Source organism: Pseudomonas sp. 3B-A001-10F, from assembly GCF_056313565.1.
In genome coordinates this window covers 26,811-46,765 of record NZ_JBQYFW010000022.1, presented here as the reverse complement: position 1 = coordinate 46,765, position 19,955 = coordinate 26,811, and the positions used below count along the sequence as shown (strand labels likewise).

Genomic DNA, 19,955 nt, shown 5'->3' with positions numbered 1-19,955 from the left:
CTCAAAGATACGGCACGTGGATGTGCCTCAAGATTTTTCCAGGTTGCCCAGAATGTGCCCGTGAACCCGCATGCACACCTTCAAATCCGCCTCGTCGACGCCTTCGAACAATTCGTGACGCAGTTGTGTGGCAATGGTTTCGATCTGTTCGATCAGTGGCAGGGCCGGTGCACAGAGGACGATTTTTTTCGCCCGGCGGTCTTCCATCACGGACTGGCGTTGCACCAGGCCCTGGCTTTCCAGACTGTCGAGCAAGCGAGCGAGGGTCGGACCTTCGACACCAACGCTCTGCGCCAGCTCACGTTGGGTCGGCGCTTCTTCAAAACGCGCCAGATGCAGCAGCACCAGCCAGCGCGCCTGGGACAGCCCCAGCCCGGCCAGTCGTCGGTCCAGTTCGGCACGCCAGCCACGGGACATCTGGGCCAGTTGCATGCCAAAGCGGTGTTGATCGGTTAACGGCATAAAACACTCACGGTTAGACTGAAAATAAAGAAAATCTAATTATTAGCCAGCTAAGCATGAGCTGCAGTTATAGGCAAGTGGCGGTCTGTACTGAATCGTTACATCTCAAGGCCCCTCACCCTAGCCCTCTCCCAGGGGGAGAGGGGACTGAATGGGGGATGCTTTGGATATTCAGCGACGTGGGAGTGCTTTGCTGAATCCAGAATGGGACGGCCCTCACCCTAGCCCTCTCCCAGAGGGAGAGGGGACTGGATGGGGGATGCTTTGGATATTCAGCGACTTGGGAGTGCTTTGCTGAATCCAGAATTGGATGACCCTCTCCCTAGCCCTCTCCCAGAGGGAGAGGGGACTGAATTGGGGGATATTCGGGAATTACGCCGACGTGGCAGATCGGCGCTAAATCCATAATCGACTCGGTCATTCAGGTCGATGTATGGCGCAAGACACCTCGGTCGGCCCCCTCTCCCTCTGGGAGAGGGCTGGGCGGGCGGCGTTCCGATGAGGGCCGGGGCCAAATTACATCTCGAATTCCGACTGCAATGCAGCCCGCACGCAATACAGCACGCCTTCCGGCACACGTCCGGCAAACAGCTCCGCCACTTCGGCGACCGACGGTAACTCGCCCTCGCCATCGAGGAACGCGTCCTGCACTTCACCCATCAACTCTTCCGGCAAATCCAGCGCCTGCTCGAGCGACAACTGCTGCTTGCCGATCGCCTCGGCGAGCATGGTGTAGACGTTCTTTTCCGAACACTGCAACTGACCGGCGATCTGCAGCGGCGTCATGCCCGCACGGGCCAAAGTGATCAACTCGTGGCGCACGTCGGCCACCGCTTTCGGCGCCTCGGCCTCGCCGCCGAGCACTTCGAGGAAGGCATCGCCGTAGCGCTCCAGCTTGCGTGCGCCGACACCGCTGACCCGGGCCATTTCCGCCAGCGAGGTCGGTTGGCTGCGGAGCATTTCCAACAACGTGGAATCGGGGAAGATGACGTACGGCGGCACGCCATGCTCTTCGGCCAACTTGCGCCGCAGGGCGCGCAAGGCTTCCCATTGTTCGCGCTCTTCGCCGCGCACCAGTTGGCTGGCCGGGCTCTTGCTCGCGGTTTTGGCGGTAACCTGCGGTTTGAGATCGCGGCGCAGCTCCAGCGTGACCTCGCCCTTGAGCAATGGCCGGCAACTGTCATTCAGACGCAGACCGCCATAACCTTCGTGATCGACATCCGCCAGACCGCGCGCCACCAATTGACGGAACAGCGAGCGCCACTCGCTCTCGCTCAACGCCTTGCCGACGCCGTACACCGACAGGTGTTGATGGCCAAAACTGCGGACTTTTTCGTTTTCCTTGCCCAGCAGCACATCGACCAGATGGCCGACGCCATAACGCTGACCGGTACGGAAAATCGCCGACAATGCCTGACGTGCAGGTTCGGTAGCGTCCCAGGTCTGCACGCCGTCGACGCAGTTGTCGCAGTGACCGCATGGCTCAGGCATATCTTCATCGAAGTACGCCAGCAGAGTCTGACGACGGCAACGGGTTTCTTCACACAGCGACAGCATGGCATCAAGCTTGTGCTGTTCCAGACGCTTGTGCCGCTCGTCGCCTTCGGAGTTTTGCAGCATCTGCTTGAGCATCACCACATCTTGCAGACCGTAGGCCATCCACGCATCCGCCGGCAGACCGTCACGGCCGCCGCGCCCGGTTTCCTGGTAATACGCCTCAAGGGATTTCGGCAGATCGAGATGGGCGACGAAACGCACGTTGGGCTTGTCGATGCCCATGCCGAACGCCACGGTGGCGACCATGATCAAGCCTTCCTCGTTGAGGAAGCGCTTCTGATTGAAGGCGCGCAGATCATTGGGCAGACCAGCGTGATACGGCAGCGCCGGGAAGCCCTGCTCGCTGAGGAATGCCGCGACTTCCTCGACTTTTTTGCGCGACAGGCAATAGACGATGCCGGCGTCGCTGCGCCGCTCGGCGAGGAACGCCAGCAACTGCTTGCGCGGCTGCTCCTTGGGCACGATGCGGTAAAAGATGTTCGGGCGGTCGAAGCTCGACAGGAAGCGCTCGGCATTTTGCAGGTGCAGGCGGGTGACGATTTCTTCGCGGGTGCGCTTGTCGGCGGTGGCGGTCAGGGCGATACGCGGTACATCGGGGAACATCTCGGCCAACTGGCCCAGTTGCAGGTATTCCGGACGGAAATCGTGGCCCCACTGCGACACGCAATGCGCTTCGTCGATGGCGAACAACGCAATGTTCAAGCCTTGCAGGAACGACAGCATGCGCGGCTGTACCAGACGCTCGGGCGCCAGATACAACATCTTCACTTCGCCGCGCTTGATCCGCGCTGCGAGGTCACGCTGCTGTTCAGCGCTCAGGGTGGAGTTCAGCGCGGCGGCGGCCACACCGAGTTCTTCGAGGGTGGCGACCTGATCGTCCATCAGCGCAATCAGGGGCGACACCACCACCGCCAGGCCATCGCGCAACAGCGCCGGCACCTGAAAGCACAGGGACTTGCCGCCACCGGTAGGCATCAGCACCAGCGCATCACCGCCACTGGCCACGCGCTCAATGATTGCACCCTGACGGCCACGGAAACTGTCGTAGCCGAAGATGTCCTTGAGGACGCGTTGAGCCTGTTCGAGCATAAAAACTCCAAAAATCTACCGATACATCCCTGCGCAGGCTGGTTCAGAACAGCCGGAGCTGCTTAAACAAAACGTAAGAGCGCATTGCACGACAACCGCAATGCGGGCAGGGATCGCAAAACGCGGCAGTATACCCGAGCCCTCCCCTGCACAGGGTGCCGCTGATAAGACACTGATAAACCTGCCACACACAAAACCCTGTGGGAACGAGCCTGCTCGCGAATACGGTGGGTCAGTCGACACTAAGGTGCCTGATACGCCGCTTTCGCGAGCAGGCTCGCTCCCACAGGTTTGGCATGTGGCCCGGCAATTGCGGCAAATCTGCCATGCGGCTGGCTTGAGCGCGCAAGAAGGCCTAGAATTCCCGCATTGTTTATTCCCCAAGGTAGCCCCGTAATGTCCTTCGCTGAGCAACTGACCCGCCTGCAAGTTTTCCTCGACGCCGACGAGCTGCATGACGAGGCGCTGGATTACGTGGCCGCTCACGGCTACCTGACCGCGCTGTCGATCTGCGCTGAAGACGTACCGGAGCGTGAGTGGATCGATGCCCTGTTCGCTGAAGAGCCGCACTACAGCAGCGACGCCCAGCGCGAAGAGATCGAAGCCACCCTGATCGGCCTCAAGGCCCACATCGCCCGTCAACTGGCCTCGGATGAAGAGTTCGAGCTGCCATGCGATCTGGATCTGGGCGACGAGCCGGACGATTCCGAACTGCGCGGCTGGTGCATCGGTTTCATGGAAGGCGTGTTCCTGCGTGAAGCCGCCTGGTTCGAAACCGCCGAAGAAGAAGTCAGCGAAATGTTGCTGCCGATCATGGTCGGTTCGGGCCTGTTCGACGAACAGCCGGAATTCGAAGACATCGCCAAGGACGCCAACCTGATGGACGACATGATCGTGCAGATCCCGGAAGCCCTGACCGCGCTGTACCTGCTGTGCCACGCGCCCGACGAAAAACCGGCGATCCTCAAGCCACGTCACCACTAAGATCCGGCCTATGGACAACCCCATAGGCAACCGCCCCCTGATGTTGCGCTACTTCCTGCTGGCCGTCGGCTGGCTCAGCGTAGCATTGGGGGTGATCGGGATTTTCCTGCCCGTCCTGCCCACCACCCCTTTCCTTCTGCTCGCCGCGGCCTGCTTCGCGCGTAGCTCTCCGCGTTTCTATCAATGGCTGATCGAGCATCCCCGGCTGGGGCCATGGATCCGCGATTACCTCGATGGCAACGGCATACCACTCAAGGGCAAGGTCTACGCGATCGGGCTGATGTGGGCGAGCATTCTGTTTTCCTGCTACCTGGTGCCGTTGCCGTGGGCGCGGGGGTTCATGTTGACGAGCGCGGTGTTGGTGACGGTTTATATTTTGCGGCAGAAGACCCTGCACAAACCATGAGCCATCCCGCGCCGACCGTTGGTCGCAAACATCAAGGTACCTGTCAGATCTGACAGGTGCGCCTTTCCCGGTTTTATCCCCTAATCACTCCATCGCCCAAGCCCCCGGCAGGAGTGCCCCCGACATGCTCATCCAACCGCACAAACAAATCTCGGTCCTGGCCCTGCTCGATCCGGAAATCCCCGGCGGCCGGCTGCTGGATAACGGTTCCTGGGGCATCAACCTCGCCGCCGCACGACTCAACTACCCCGACAAGGGGCTGAAGATCCAGGTTCCCGCCTGGAACAACATGAGCAAGAGCGATAACTGCAAGGTGTACCTGGGCACCACCATGGTCGCGCAAAAGACCATCACCGAAGACATCGAGGTGGACAAGCACGTCACTCTGTTCATCGAGCCGCCGCGCTTGCCCAGCGGCGACCGGGAGCTGTCTTACCAGATCACGCGTTTCGGGCAGAAGCCCGAGCCAGGACCGACGATCAAGCTCTTCGTCAAACTCGAACTGCCCGGTGGGCAGGATCTTAATCCCGACTATGGCCACTCCGAACTGACCATGGCCTTCGATCCTCCGGATGTCGTGCGCGACGGTGTCGACAAGGCCACCGCCGAGGCAGGCGTGCTGGTCTACGCCAAACCCAAGCCCGGCGATGGCTGGCTCTACCTGAACTGCGCCGTCGGTGACGTGCTCATCCTGGCCTGGGCCGGGAAAACCGTGGAGTCCGAACCCGTCACCCAGGAACAGATCGATGATCCGGAGGGTAACCCCATCGTGGTTCTGGCCGACAAGGCCACCATCCTCTCAGCCGGAGACTCCGACGGCGTGTCGGTCAGCTACAAGATCCGCGACCGCGTGTACAACGAGTCCGAAGACTGGTGCGAGGCCGTGCGTATTGTCGTCGACACCCAAGGCTTGCGGCTGGGTGCGCCCATCCTCAAACAGGCCGACGGTCTCATCGTCGATCTGGAGGTGCTGGGGGACGAACCGCCAATGGTGGAGGTCTGGGCGGATGACGTGAACATCTTCAAAAAGAACGACGAGATCTACCTCAGCGTCTTCGGTACCGACGACGATGGTAAAGAGATCAGCGAATTGGTGATCCAGCGTATTGAAAGCACGCCGCCAGTGCGGGTCTCGATCGAGCACAAGAACAGCACCCTGCGTGCCTTGGCCAAACGCACGGTGGTGTACTCCTATCACGTACGCCGCGGCGGCGTCGTGGTCGACAACTCCAGATCCAAGTCCCGCGCCTACAGCGTCATCGGCGAACCGACACGCCTGCCAGCTCCCATCGCAATCGACCAGATCAGTGGCGCGCTCGACCCCAACGCGCCCGAATACCGCATCTGCATTCCCTACGATCCACTGATCACCCCGGAGAACGCGATCGAACTGAAATGGTTCGGCACCCGGCCCGACCTGACCACCTACGACCCGGAACTGGACTGGTATTTCCCCAGCGAAGACGAGGCCAATGACCCCAACGGTTTCATCATCACCGTCGAGGGTAAACACGGCAAAACCCTCGAGGGTGGCACGCTGGATCTGTCGTACAACCTGCTGGCCGATGAAAACGGCACCATCACCCGCCGTGCCTCACTGCACGCCTCATTACTCAACGTCGGCGAAGCGCAACGCGAACTGGTCAAACCTATCGTGCTGGGTGAAAAGGATGGCGTGCTCGAACCCAAAGACCTGCCCGGTGGCGCCAGCAAAATCACCGCGCCACGGCCGGTGCCTGTTCCGAGCGAGGCCAACGATATCGTGAAGTTTTTCTGGATCGTTGAAGGCAATGAGCCTGTTACCGACTCGAAAACACTCAACGCTTTGTCCAAGGACAAAAACGTGGATTTCCCGCTGAACGCGGCGTTTGTGGCCCAGCACATCGAGCCTAATCGCGGGAAAAAAGTGCAGGTGCACTACGAAATCTTCCGGGCGGCCAGCAACACGACCAGTTATTCGAATGTGCTGGAGTTTGTCATCGGCGAGCCGGTGGCGCTCGATCCGCCGACGATTGATTCGGTTAAGGGCTCGCCAAGCGGCAAGGACATTGACGAAGGTGGCACCACCGTTGAAACCAGCGTGGTACTGAGCGGCACGGGCGCCAAGGGCAAGAACGTCGAGATACGCGATGGCGCCACCGTCAAGGATCAGGTCACGGCGGATCCGGTCTCTGGAATCTGGACCTACACCGCGTCGGGGCTGACTGTGACGGAACACAGTTTCACCGCGACAGGAAAGTACGGCGCCGAACCCTCCTCCGCGGCCTACACGCTCACCGTCACGGCCGTCATTGTGCCGACGCTGAGCAATGTGCTGGACGACCGCTACAAGGAAGTGCCGGAGGGTACAAGCACTTTCAGTACATCGCTGATACTCAAAGGCAGCGCCAGCAAGGGGCAGGATGTAGAGGCTTTCGATGGCAGCGGTTCAGGCGCAGTGTCGAAGGGAAAGGCGACAGCGGATCAAACTACAGGCCTGTGGGAATGCACGATCGAGGTTGCAGTCGGCGCGCGCCGGTTGTACGTCAAATCCCTTTATCACCCCAGATCGACCTATTCCAATGTGCGACTCCTGACCGTGGAAACCCTCAGGGCGCCGACGTTATCGTCCGTCAAAGGCTCGCTGAGCGACAACGAGATCCCCGAGAATGGCTTCACCGTGGAAACGGCCGTCATCTTGAGCGGCGTTGCCGCAGCCGGGCGAGACGTGGAAGTGCTCGACGGTACGGATATCAAAGGTAAAGAGACTGCCGATGGAGTAACCGGCATCTGGAGTCTGCCCGTTGCAAACCTGAGTAACGCCAAGCACAGTTTCACCGCCAGATATGTGGAACAACCGACCTTGGTATCAGCAGCCAGAACGCTGACAGTAACGCAAGCTACCGCTCCGACATTAACGTCAGTCAAAGGCTCGCCGAGCGACATCGAAATCCCAGAAGGCGCAGAGACTACGGAAACAGCCGTGACGCTCAGCGGCGCTGCCGCCAAAGGACAGAAAGTCGAGGTCTTCGATGGTATCGAGCCAGTAGGGACACCTCAGGCGGATGCCAAAGGCGCCTGGAACTGGGCAGTTTCAAACCTGAAAGAGGAAAAGCATAGCTTCACCGCTCAGGCACTCTATGGCGAAGGGCAGATATCGGAACCTGCGCGAACCTTGACGGTGATCAGTGAGCTGATCGTGGATACGTCACCTCTGAACTTAAACCAGCTGAATTACTCGATCGACATGATCGCAGCAGGTTGGCTAAGGACAGGCAACGATCCAGCAGGGACCTCCGAAACAAGGACAGTGAGCGGCGGCTTGCCCCCTTACTCATTCACCACAAACGCGCCTCAAATCGCATCCGTAGACGGTGACGGTTGCATCCGAAGCGAAGGAAATGGAGAGGCTGTCATCACCGTAAGCGACGCCTTGGGTCAAACAAAAACAATCACAGTCAAATGCAGCAACGTCAGAAGAGTTCTCATCAGCCCCAACCAAATGGTCCCATCATCAGCACTGGCATGGATTGACGCCAATGGAACGCGACTACTTACCAGCAATACTCAAATGGTCCAGATCCTGAAAACCAAATATTTCTCCGAAATAAGCTCTCTCCATTACACAGGAGCAACGAGTGATCCATCTTGGCCATGGACGGTGCTCATCGCCGATTACTCTTTATATCCTAATGGCCAATACATCAGGCACACGATTGGAACCAATACACACCCGTGGCCCGCCATGACCCTCCAAAGATGATACTTGCTTCGGCAGCGCCAAAGGTTAGCGGTAAAACCGGAGCAGACTTCAGAGTATTTACCAGGACAGATCAAAACTTAAACCATCAGGTCAGGCTCCATCGTCGTTGAATGTGCCGGCGTCTTCGCGAGCAAGCTCGCTCCCACAGGGAAACGCATTCCAAATGTGGGAGTGAGCTTGCTCGCGAAGGGGCCAGTGAAGTCAGCGCAAATCGCCTTTTAAACTCAGGTGTTGAAAAGACACCTTAAGACACGCCTTCCAGGCTACAAATTCTTGCGCCATTGCCTACAGCTACGCCAGAATCCGCCGGCTTGTGCGCCTTGGGCTCGGGTTTTATTGTGGGTTGGTCGCTGACGAATCAGCGATCGGGTTTAGCGATCCGATACCTTACAGACGCTCAATCCCCAGTCTCAATTGCAGCTTTGTCTATCTGCACTTGGCGTCATGGTGGCTGTGCGTGGGAGACCTTCGGGTCTACCCGGGGTTTCTGTGACCCGGATCGCTAACCTGCGTACAGCCGCCACCTTTACTTGTTTAGCGATGAGCCGTGGCGGCCAAATCAACCACGGAGTCTCACCATGATCAAACCAACACCCAACCCACCCGAAACCGATCTCGCCTCCCCCTACGAATCCCTCGATTCAAAAAAGCTCAACGACGCCGCCGAACGCGCCCTCGATCACTACCTCTGCCCACCCGGCTCCACGCCACCGCCACGCAAAACCCGTCGAATGTACGCCGTTACCGCTGACTTCAAAAATGAGGAACTGCTGGCCGATGCCAGCGAAACACTCGCCTCAGCCAGAACCATCGCCCATGACTTCGCCCACCTCATACCCGCGTCGCAACGCAGGACGCTGTTGGGGGTCGCGCAATTGATCATGCTCGGGGAGCTGGCGGTGAATCGGGTGATGGATAATCTGGAGTTGCCGCAGTAGGCCAGACAACCGATCGTTCCCACGCTCTGCGTGGGAACGCCTCTTCGGACGCTCTGCGTTCGGCTCTGGAGGGGACGCGGAGCGTCCCGGGCTGCATTCCCACGCAGAGCGTGGGAACGATCACGTGAGGCAGAAAAAACCCGCCATCCCGGTTGTACGGGGCGGCGGGTTTTGTCGTTTCAGCCCTCAGTTCAAACCGTATCCACCTTCAACGAATGATCATTCAGCATCCCGCTGATGATCGTCGCCGTGTCATGCCCACCGGCAACCACGCCGCCCGCCCCTGGCGTCACACCGTAATGGCTGGCGAGGTTGACGCCGGCCAGATCAATCGTCTGGTTCGGCGTGGCGCCGGCCATCGCGCTGACGTCGATGCTGGTGAGCACCGAGGCGCCGCTACCGGTGACGGTGAAGTGCAGGTAGTCATCCAGTGAGGCGGTGGTGCCGTTTTCACCTTGCAGCAGTTGCGACAGGTCGAGCTTGTCGGTGCCTGGGGTGAAGTCGGTGATCAGGTCGTGGCCGCTGTTGCCCTTGAGCCACTGGAAGGTGTCGGCCCCTGCCCCGCCGGTCATGGTGTTGTTGCCCATGCCGCCGATCAGCAGGTCATCACCGCCACCACCGTTGAGGATGTCGTTACCCAGGCCACCGTTGATCACGTTGTTATTGTTGTCGCCGGTCAGGGTGTCATTGAAGTTCGAGCCGACGAGGTTTTCGATGCCGGTCAGGGTGTCCGTCCCCGCGCCGACGGTGTTTTGCGCACCGAGCAGACCGAGGTTGACCGTGACCCCGGCGGTGGCGTGGGCGTAGCTGGCGGTGTCGCTGCCGGTACCGCCGTCGAGCAGATCATTGCCCGGGCCACTGTAGAGCAAGTCGTTACCCGCGCCGCCGTGCAATTCGTTGTTGCCGGAACCGGCGGTGAGCACATCGTTGCCGTCGCCCGCATTGAGGATGTTGTCGCCGCTGCCGGCCACCAGCACGTCATCCCCCGAGGTACCGGTGAGGGTGTGGCCGTCCTGATAGCTGATGCTCACATTGGCCATGTCGCTGCCGCCGTGGTTGTCGTTGGCGGTGTAGCTGCCGTGGAAGTCCGGGGTAATGTCATGCGCCCCGGCGTAGTTGAGGGTCATGGTCAGCTGATAGTTTTCCGCCGCGTTGGGGTTACCGCCGCCGGTGGGATTGGTGATGTTGGTGATGTGGATCTGATAGACGCCATCGGCCGACGCGGTGAGGGTTTGCCCGTCCGCCAGGGTTGTGTAGGCGCCACCGTTGATCGAGTACTCCATGGTGACGTGACCGGCCGCCAGGTTGTGATCGAGGTTGAGGGTTTCGCCCTGGCGCAGGTTGACGGTGATGCGGTCTTCATCGTTGGCGTTGCTGTTGGTCACCGCACCGAGATAGCCACTGACCACCAGTACGGCAGTCATGGTCGCGGCGTTGGCACTGAACGAATTACGCACGTTGGCCAGGTTCTGGTTGGCGGCGGTGTTGACGTTGGTGCCGGTGAAGTTGATCGCCCCGGTGCCGGTGAAGTCCGCCGCTTTCGAGACCCAGCCGGTGTTGAAACTGGTGGGCGTGGCATTGAGCGTATCGCCGTTCGGATCGGTGTCATTGGCCAGCAGCAGTTCGCCCGGCACCACAATGTTGCCCGACAGCACGTTGGTGATGACGTGGTCGTCCACCGCCACCGGCGGCGCGTTGGGGATGACTTTCACGGTCAGCGTCGAACTGGCGAGATCGCCGTCGTTGTCGCTGACGGTAAACCCGATGTTCTCGGTGATGACCACAGCGGTGGTTTTCTGCGAGGTGTAGGTGTAGTCGCCGGTATCGAGGTTGATCAGCAGTGTGCCGCCGTTATTGGTGGCGATGCTCAGCGTGTTGTTCACGGTGTTGAACGTCCCGTGATTGGTGCCGCCGCTTGGCGTCAGCGAGCCTTGGCCGCTGAGAGCTTTCGGATCGTAGGTGTAAGTGGTGCCGTCAACCACGATGGATTTGATGAAGCCGCCATCGGCGCCGAAGGTGCCGCCCTCGCCCAGTAACGAACCGGTGACCGGCGCACCCTGTACGGTGCCCGACAGTACCGAATTGAGCTGGTTGAGATCGGTGACCACCACCGCATTGGTGTTGGTGTGACTGATGCCGTCATAGGCCAGCGGGTCGAGGTTGGCGTTGCTCACGCCGCTGCCGAGGCCGATTGCGTAGTTCTTGATGTTGTTGGCATCGAGGAAGTTTTTCAGCGCGGCTTCGTCAGCGGCGTTGATGTCGCCTTCGTTGGGTTTGCCGTCGGAGAAGAAGTAACCGACGTTCTGTGCCCCGGTGAGTTTGCCCGAGGTATTGAACGCGGTTTGCATGACCGCCACCGCGGCGTCGTAGTTGGTGCCGCCACCCGCCGTCAGGCCGGCGAGAATCGTCTTCGCGGTCGCCACATCGACCCATACCGAGGTTCGGTCGGTGGCGTTGCTGCTGAAGGTGACGAGCTGGACTTTGACATCGCCGAGGTCATCGTACTTGTCGAGCAAGGCACTGATCGCCTGCTTGGCCAGGTCCAGCCGCGACAGGCCCGGCACACCGGAGGCGTCAGCCATACTGCCGGAGATATCGAGCACGATGAGCAGGTTGGAATCGATCTCCACCGCCGCCACCGAACGATCCGACGCCACGGCTTTTGGCACGTCATCGACGATGTTCACCACCAGGGTGCTGGTGGTGCTGTTGCCCAGTGCATCGGTGGCTTTGTAGGTGAAGCTTTCGCTGAGAGTGTTCGCCCCGTCGTTGGCGCTCGGCGAGGTTTTCGGCGCCGAGGTCAGCGTGTAGGTGTAAGTGCCGTCGGCGTTGAGCTGGATCTGCCCGTAGCTGCCGGTTGCGCTGCCGACCAGGGTGTAGGTGATCGCGCCGGTGCCGCCGGTAACCGCCCCGACCAGCGTGCCGGTGGCGGTTTCACCGGTGTTGGTCGGATCGCTGCCGGTGACCGTACCGGCGGCCAGATCCTGGCCGTCCTTGGTCAGGTCGAGGGCTTTTTCATAGACCGTTACGTCCTGATCGACCGAGGCCACCAGCTTGCTGTCGGCAACGTTGACGGTGATGGTTGTGGTGCTTTCATCGCCGTCGCTGTCGCGAATGGTGTAGGTGAAAGTGTCGGTGGCGCCCGGTGGGCTCACCGAGTTCGGGTTGCTGTGATAGACGGCGTTGCCCGCCGCATCGAGGGTCAGGTAACCGAAGTTGCCATTGATGTTGCTGTTGAGGCCGCCGATGGCCGAGGTGCCGGTATTGCTGCCGGCACGCACACCGACCACCGTCGCCGCGCCATCGGCACCACTGATGTCATTGCCCAGGACGCTGACGTTGACCGTACCGCCCTCCGCCACCGAGCCGGTGTCGGGTTTGGCGGTTGGCAGGTCGTCGACGATGTTGACGTTGATCTGGCCGTTGGCGGTGCTGCCATCGGTGTCCGTCGCCACGACGTTGAAGTTCTCGGTGAGGCTGTTGGCACCGTTGGCATTCGGGTGGGTTTCGTTGTCGACCAGGGTGTAGCTGTAACTCACAACACCGGTCGCTGGGTTGTAACCGGTGACGGTGAAGGTGCTGCCCAGCGGCGAGACGACCGACTGCGGGAAGCCTGCAGCGACACCGTTAGTGACCACGGCAATGCCCCCAACGGTGAGGGTTTGCAAGCCATCGAGCGCGGTGACGGTAAAGGTGCCGCTCTGGGTCAGTGCCGGGGTGTCGGGGCTGGTGCCGTCGCTGAGGTTTTTCTCGTAAACGGTGAGTTCGCCGCCATTTACGTCAAGGCCGTTGAGCAGCACCGGATCGTCGTTGTTGTGGATGTTCAGCACCAGGTTGGCGGTACTGGTGTCGCCGTCGGCATCGGTCAGGGTGTAGGTGAACGTCTCGCTGCCGTTACCGCCGCCGTACAGGTTTTTGAAGTCGGCATCGTTGGGGTTCAGCGTGTAGGTGTACGTGCCGTTGGCGTTGAGCACCAGCGTGCCGTAAGTGCCGGTGAACGTGCCGGCGGTGATCGGCCCGGCATTCGGTCCGGTCGCGACCACATCGGCGCCTTGCACATCGTTGGTCAGCACATTGCCGGTCAGGGTCAGTTGCGTTTCCGAGGCGCTGTTGGCGTTGCTATCGTTCATCGCCTTGGGCACGTCATCGACGATGCTGACAACAATGGTGCTGGTGACGATGTTGCCCAGTGAATCAGTGGCCTGATAGGTAAAGGTTTCGCTCAGGGTGTTGGCGCCGTCGTCGGCATGCGGCGTGGTGCTCGCCGGTGAGGTCAGGGTGTAGGTGTACGTGCCGTTGGGGTTGAGGACGATCTGCCCGTAATTGCCGGTGGCGCTGCCGACCAGCGCATAGCTGATCGCGCCGACCGCCCCGGTGACCGAGCCGACCAGCGTGCCGGACGCGGTTTCGCCGGTGCTGGTCGGGTCGCTGCCAGTGACTGTCCCGGGAGCCAGATCCGCGCCGTCCTTGGTCAGGTCCAGTGCTTTCTCGTAGACGGAGACGTCGGTGTCGCTGGTCGCGCACAGTTTGCTGTTGGCGACATCGATGGTGATGGTGGTGGTGCTTTCATCACCGTCGGAATCGCGCACGGTGTAGGTGAACACATCCATTGCGCCCGGCCCGTTCACCGCATTCGGATTGCTGTGATAGACCGCGTTGCCATTGGCGTCCAGGGTCAGGTAGCCGTAGGTGCCGTTAATGTTGCTGTTGAGGCCGCCGATGGCCGAGGTCGAGGTATCGGAGCCGGCGCGCACGCCGACCACGGCACCGGTCACGGCCGGGCCATCGGCGCCACCGATGTCATTGTTCAGGACATTGCCACTGACCGTGCCGCCCTCCGCCACCGACGCGGCATCAGGATGGGCGCTCGGCAGATCATCGACGATGTTGACGTTGATCTGGCCGGTGGCGGTGCTGCCATCGGTGTCGCTGGCGACGACGTTGAAGTTTTCGGTGATGCTGTTGGCACCGTTGGCGTTCGGATGGGTTTCGTTGTCGACCAGGGTGTAGCTGTAACTGACCACGCCGGTCGCCGGGTTGTAACCGGTGATGGTCAACGTGCTGCCGAGTGGCGTGACGATCGATTGCGGGAAGCCTGCGGCTACGCCACCGGTGACCACGTTGATGCCGCCCACAGTCAGGGTTTGCAGACCGTCGAGGGCGGTGACGGTGAAGGTACCGCTCTGGGTCAACGCGGGAGTGTCGGGGCTGGTGCCGTCACTGAGATTTTTCTCGTAGACGGTGAGTTCGCCGCCGTTGACGTCGAGGCCGTTGAGGTAGACCTGATCGTCATTGTTGTGGATGTTCAGCACCAGGTTCGCGGTGCTGGTATCGCCGTCGGCATCGGTAATGGTGTAAGCGAAGGTTTCCGTGCCGTTGCCACCGCCGTGCAGGTTTTTGAAATCGGCATCGTTGGTGTTCAGCGTGTAGGTGTACGTGCCGTTGGCGTTGAGCACCAAGGTGCCGTAGGTCCCGGTGAAAGTGCCCGGGGTTACCGGCCCGGTCGGTACACGATCGGCGCCTTGCACATCGTTGGTCAGGACGTTGCCGGTCAGAGTCAGCAAGGTTTCCGACGCGGTGCCGGCGTTGCTGTCATCCACGGCTTTCGGCAAGTCATCGACGATGTTCACGTCGAGTGTGGCGTTGGCAGTGGTGCCATTGTCATCGACCACGGTAACGGCGAACTGCTCAGGCAGATTGTTCGCGCCGTTGGCGGTTGGGTGGGCTTCGTTGTCGACCAAGGTGTAGCTGTAGCTGACCACGCCGGTAGCCGCGTTGAAACCGGTGATGGTCAGTGTGCTGCCCAACGGAGTGGTCACCGATTGTGGGAAACCTGCGGCTACACCGTTGGTGACGACGGCGATGCCACCGACAGTCAGGGTCGTCACGCCATCGAGTGCGGTGATGGTGAACGTGCCGCTCTGGGTCAGCGCAGTGGAATCCGGTGCACTGCCCTCGCTGAGATTTTTCTCGTAAACGCTGAGTTCGCCGCCGTTGACGTCGAGGCCGTTGATGATCACCGGATCGTCGTTATTGTGGATTTGCAAAACGAGGTTGGCGGTGCTGGTGTCGCCGTCTGCGTCGGTGATGGTGTAGGCGAAGGTCTCTGTGCCATTGCCGCCGCCGTGCAGATTTTTGAAATCGGCATCGCTGGTATTGAGAGTGTAGGTGTACGTGCCGTCGGCGTTCAAAACCAAGGTGCCGTAAGTGCCGTTGAATGTTCCCGGGGTCACTGGTCCGGTGGGTACGCGGTCAGCACCTTGCACATCGTTGGTCAGCACGTTGCCGGTCAGGGTCAGCAGAGTTTCCGACGCGGTGCCTGCGTTGCTGTCATCCACGGCTTTGGGCAGATCATCGACGATGTTTACGTCGAGGGTGGCATTGGCAGTGGTGCCGTTGTCATCCACCACGGTAACGGCGAACTGCTCAGGCAGGTTATTTGCGCCATTGGCGATTGGATGCGCTTCGTTGTCGACCAGGGTGTAGCTGTAGCTGACCACGCCGGTGGTGGCGTTGAAACCGGTGATGGTCAGCGTGCTGCCGAGTGGCGTGGTGATCGATTGCGGGAAACCTGCGGCTACACCATTGGTGACGACGGCGATGCCACCGACAGTCAGGGTCGTGACGCCGTCGAGTGCGGTGATGGTGAACGTGCCGCTTTGGGTCAACGCGGTGGAATCCGGTGCGCTGCCGTCAGTGAGGTTTTTCTCGTAGACGGTGAGTTCACCGCCATTCACGTCGAGGCCGTTGATGATCACCGGATCGTCATTGTTGTGGATCTGCAGAACGAGGTTGGCGGTGCTGGTATCGCCGTCTGCATCGGTGATGGTGTAGGCGAAGGTCTCTGTGCCGTTGCCGCCGCCGTGCAGATTTTTGAAGTCCGCGTCGCTGGTGTTCAGCGTATAGGTGTACGTGCCGTTGGCATTCAGTACCAAGGTGCCGTAAGTCCCGGTGAAAGTGCCCGGGGTGACCGGTCCGGTGGACACGCGGTCGGCGCCTTGCACATCGTTGGTCAGGACGTTGCCGGTCAGGGTCAGCAGGGTTTCCGAAGCGGTGCCATTGGTGTCGTCAACCGCTTGGGGAACATCGTCGACGATGTTCACGTCCAGCGTGCCATTGGCGGTGGTGCCGTTATCGTCGATCACCGTGACGGCGAACTGCTCAGGCAGATTGTTTGCGCCGTTGGCGGTTGGATGCGCCTCGTTGTCGACCAGGGTGTAGCTGTAACTGACCGCGCCCGTTGCGGCATTGAACCCGGTAATCGTCAGCGTGCTGCCCAAGGGTGTGGTGATTGATTGCGGGAAACCTGCCGCTACACCGTTGGTGACGACGGCAATGCCGCCGACAGTCAGGCTCGTCACGCCATCGAGTGCAGTGATGGTGAAGGTACCGTTCTGGGTCAGTGCGGTGGCGTCCGGTGCACTGCCGTCACTGAGGTTTTTCTCGTAAACCGTCAGCTCGCCGCCTTCGACATTCAAGCCATTGATAACCACCGGATCATCATTGTTGTGGATCTGCAGGACGAGGTTGGCGGTGCTGGTATCACCGTCGGAATCGGTGATGGTGTAGGCGAAGGTTTCCGTGCCATTGCCGCCGCCGTGCAGGTTCTTGAAGTCGGCATCGCTGGTGTTCAGCGTGTAGGTGTACGTGCCGTCGGCGTTCAGCACCAAGGTGCCGTAAGTGCCAGTGAATGTGCCTGGGGTGACTGGCCCGGTGGGCACGCGATCAGCCCCCTGCACATCGTTAGTCAACACGTTGCCGGTCAGTGTCAGCTGCGTTTCAGTCGCCGTGCCATTGCTGTCATCAAAGGCTTTGGGCACGTCGTCGGTGATATTAACGTCGAGCGTGCCGGTCGCGGTGTCGCCATTGCTGTCGCCGGCAATCACGGTGAACTGTTCGCTGAGATTATTCGCGCCATCGCCGGCCGCGTGGTTTTCATTGCCGTTGAGGGTGTAGCTGTAACTGACCACGCCGGTCGCCGAGTTGTAACCAGTGACGGTCAGGGTGTTGCCCAGTTGCGTGGTGATTGATTGCGGGAAGCCGATCGGCACACCGCCGATGATTACGTTGATGCCGCCGATGCTCAGGCTGGTCAGACCGTCCGGCGCCGAGACGGTGAAGCTGCCGTTTTGCGTCAGTGCGCCAGGATTGGCCGCAGAACCGCCGGGCAGATTGGCCTCATTGACGTTCAGCTCGCCGCCAGCCACGTTCAGGCCAGTGAGGGTCACCGGATTGTTCACTGGAGGCGGCACTACGACTGCCGGGGTGTCATCGCCGTTGTCGATCACCGCGTTATGACGTTCTTCAGGGAATTCGGGAATACCGCCGAACCCAGCGGTGGGGAAACCGATGATCGGGTCAACACGTCCGCCAACTTCCGTCAGCAGGACAAAACTGTGGCCGCCGCCCGCCTCTCCCGGTGCGCCGCCCGGGGCATTCGGACCGGCCGCGGTGGCTTCAGCGGTTTGGCTCGGGTCGTCACCGGCGGCGATGGCTTTCTGGATCTGCTCAACGTCGGTCAATTGCGCGTCGCTCGGGGTCACTGCCTCAGCGGCATTTACATGCGCCGCCTGACCCGCCAGCAGTTCACCGGTCATGGTCATGCTGCTGCCGCGTCCGAGGGTCAGTTCCTGGCCGTTTTGCAGATGAACGGCGACGGCGCCTTCTGCGCCGGTTATCAGTTGATCGCCGGCAAACAGGCGATCCCCCTCAACCAGTGCGCGCTTAGTGCCGTCGGCTGACTGGGCGAAAACCTGGCCAATGACTTTGGTGACTATCCCGATGAGCGTTGCCATGTGAAATCCTCCGCTGCCGACCACCGTCGGCACTGGTAAGCGAAGCAGCCCATGGCTCAATCGGGTTGTCGGAGGGGACGCTCGCACCCTCGACAGTTCGTTTCGCAGGCGGCCTCTTTCGGAAACATCAGTGCTATCAAGCACTTCCGCATCCTGATCAAAGCCATACGCCCACTAACGCTACGTAACGGTGGTGAATCACTTGAGTGACAAAAAAATGTCGCTCATCAACCGCTACGCGTCCCTCCCCTTCAGCATTACTTCGCCGTATGTCGCAAAGTGAGTGGAACTTTCCTCAAGCCTTTTTGCGCTCCCTAAAGCGCATAAAACAAAGGCTTTCATGCTGAACAATGTGCCGGTTTTTACAAAGCGCATAAGTTTTTTTCGGCATAAGCCTTATGAAAATTTTTTCTTAGCTACGCTTCAGGATGTTCTTAGCTCTGTTGTTACAAGAGTGAAACGCTTAGACCTAAAAATATCGTCAAATATTTGGCGACAGTTACACACCATCAGGACTCAGGGAGATGCACCCATGCGCGTTCTAACCCCCCTCTGCAGCGCGGTTTTGCTGGCCATGGCTTGCACTTCCCAAGCCCAGGCCATGAACCTCACCGAGGCCATTCAAAGCACCATCGCCACTCACCCGGAACTGGCCTCGCGCGTGGACGCGCGCCTGTCGGCTGATGAACAAGTCAAAGTCGCGAAGGGCGGCTTCTATCCGTCCGTCGATTTGAACGCCGCCTATGGCCGCGGCTACAGCGACAACACCAACACCCGGGCCTTCGGTAATCACCACACCGAAATCCTCAATTACACCCAGTCCGAGCTGCGCCTGCGGCAGATGCTGTTCGACGGTTTCAACACCGCCAACGAAGTCGAACGCACCAAAGGCGTGTCCAATTCGCGCGCGTACTACGCGCAAGGCACTGCCCAGGATCTGGCTCTGCGCACCATTGAGGTCTACCTCGAAGTGCTCAAGCGTCGTGAACTGGTGACACTGGCCAAGAACAACCTGCAGGCGCATTTGCGCGTCAACGATCAGATCGGCCTGCGCACCGAGCGTGGCGTCGGCAGCACCGCTGACTCCGATCAATCGGTCGCTCGTAAGGCCTTGGCACAGAACAACCTCGACACCGCCGAAGTCGATCTGTCTGACGCCGAAGCCAACTTCTACAGCGTGGTCGGGCGCATGCCCGATGAGCTGGAAACCCCGGCCTCGACCCGTGGCGAACTGCCGACCGAATTGCGTGAAGCCCAGCAGAGCATGGTCGACAACAACCCGTATCTGAAGTCCGCCCAGGCTGACGTGCAATCGGCCGAGAGCCAGTACGAAGTCGCCAAGTCGCCGTTCTATCCACGCTTCGACGCGGAAGCGGCCGTCGGCGCGAATAACAACGTGCAAGGCGATGAAGGCCACGACAACGAATGGCGCGTCGGTGTGGTGATGAACTACAACCTGTTCCGCGGCGGCAGCGATAAGGCTCGCCTGGCTGCGAACGCCCACGACATCAATCAGGCGATGGACATCCGCAACAACGCCCTGCGCCAGCTCAACGAAAACATTCGCCTGGCTTGGAACGCCATGGAGAACGCCAAGAAGCAAACCCCGACCGCCCGCGAATACGCCGAAACCACCAAACGCGTACGCGCGGCGTATCAGGATCAGTTTGGCCTGGGCCAACGCACCCTGCTCGACTTGCTCGACAGTGAAAACGAGCTCTACAACGCCAACCGTCGCTACACCGAAATCCGCTACACCGAGGAATATTCGATGTACCGCGTGCTGGCAAACATGGGCCAGTTGCTGAGCAAACAACGGGTGGTGCTGCCGGCCGATGCGATCGCCGCGACCGAAGTGAAAAACGAAGCGCGCCTGCCGGAACTGAAATAAGTCCCCTGTTGATCGTTCCCACGCTCTGCGTGGGAATGCCTCAATGGACGCTCTGCGTCCGCTTTGGGACGCGGAGCGTCCCGGGCTGCAT

Annotated in this window: 8 protein-coding genes; 5 read left to right on the top strand and 3 right to left on the bottom strand. The window is 60.3% G+C overall.

Going from position 1 to position 19,955, the window contains the following annotated elements; genetic code table 11:
• Positions 1 to 27: 27 nt before the first annotated feature.
• Together AC0ZWN_RS19410 and recQ are read right to left on the bottom strand one after the other, a co-directional pair.
• A complete protein-coding gene (locus AC0ZWN_RS19410; RefSeq protein WP_016984207.1) occupies positions 28 to 462 on the bottom strand; it encodes a MarR family transcriptional regulator in 435 nt (144 codons plus the stop codon).
• Between the two features lie 516 nt (positions 463 to 978).
• A complete protein-coding gene (gene recQ, locus AC0ZWN_RS19405) occupies positions 979 to 3,108 on the bottom strand; it encodes a DNA helicase RecQ (RefSeq protein WP_414926737.1) in 2,130 nt (709 codons plus the stop codon).
• A gap of 396 nt (positions 3,109 to 3,504) precedes the next feature.
• On the opposite strand from recQ, the gene AC0ZWN_RS19400 reads away from it, so the two are divergent.
• The 4 genes from AC0ZWN_RS19400 (at position 3,505) to AC0ZWN_RS19385 (ending at position 9,178) form a co-directional block, all read left to right on the top strand.
• The gene (locus AC0ZWN_RS19400; protein ID WP_257357541.1) at positions 3,505 to 4,092 is read left to right on the top strand and encodes a UPF0149 family protein; all 588 of its coding nucleotides are present in this window, start codon (positions 3,505 to 3,507) and stop codon (positions 4,090 to 4,092) included.
• Between the two features lie 10 nt (positions 4,093 to 4,102).
• Positions 4,103 to 4,498: a YbaN family protein gene (locus tag AC0ZWN_RS19395; protein WP_476336169.1), complete on the top strand. Its 396-nt coding sequence runs from the start codon at positions 4,103 to 4,105 to the stop codon at positions 4,496 to 4,498.
• 124 nt (positions 4,499 to 4,622) lie between these two features.
• The gene (locus tag AC0ZWN_RS19390) at positions 4,623 to 8,240 is read left to right on the top strand and encodes an Ig-like domain-containing protein (protein WP_476336168.1); all 3,618 of its coding nucleotides are present in this window, start codon (positions 4,623 to 4,625) and stop codon (positions 8,238 to 8,240) included.
• A 578-nt stretch (positions 8,241 to 8,818) separates the two neighbouring features.
• Positions 8,819 to 9,178, top strand: coding sequence for a DUF6124 family protein (locus tag AC0ZWN_RS19385; RefSeq protein ID WP_476336167.1), 360 nt, complete (start codon positions 8,819 to 8,821; stop codon positions 9,176 to 9,178).
• A 191-nt stretch (positions 9,179 to 9,369) separates the two neighbouring features.
• Here AC0ZWN_RS19385 and AC0ZWN_RS19380 read toward each other — a convergent pair whose 3' ends face one another.
• Positions 9,370 to 17,973, bottom strand: a complete 8,604-nt coding sequence (locus AC0ZWN_RS19380; RefSeq protein WP_476336166.1) for a retention module-containing protein — start codon at positions 17,971 to 17,973, stop codon at positions 9,370 to 9,372.
• A gap of 532 nt (positions 17,974 to 18,505) precedes the next feature.
• On the opposite strand from AC0ZWN_RS19380, the gene AC0ZWN_RS19375 reads away from it, so the two are divergent.
• Positions 18,506 to 19,864, top strand: a complete 1,359-nt coding sequence (locus tag AC0ZWN_RS19375; RefSeq protein WP_476336164.1) for a TolC family outer membrane protein — start codon at positions 18,506 to 18,508, stop codon at positions 19,862 to 19,864.
• The last annotated feature ends 91 nt before the right edge of the window (positions 19,865 to 19,955 follow it).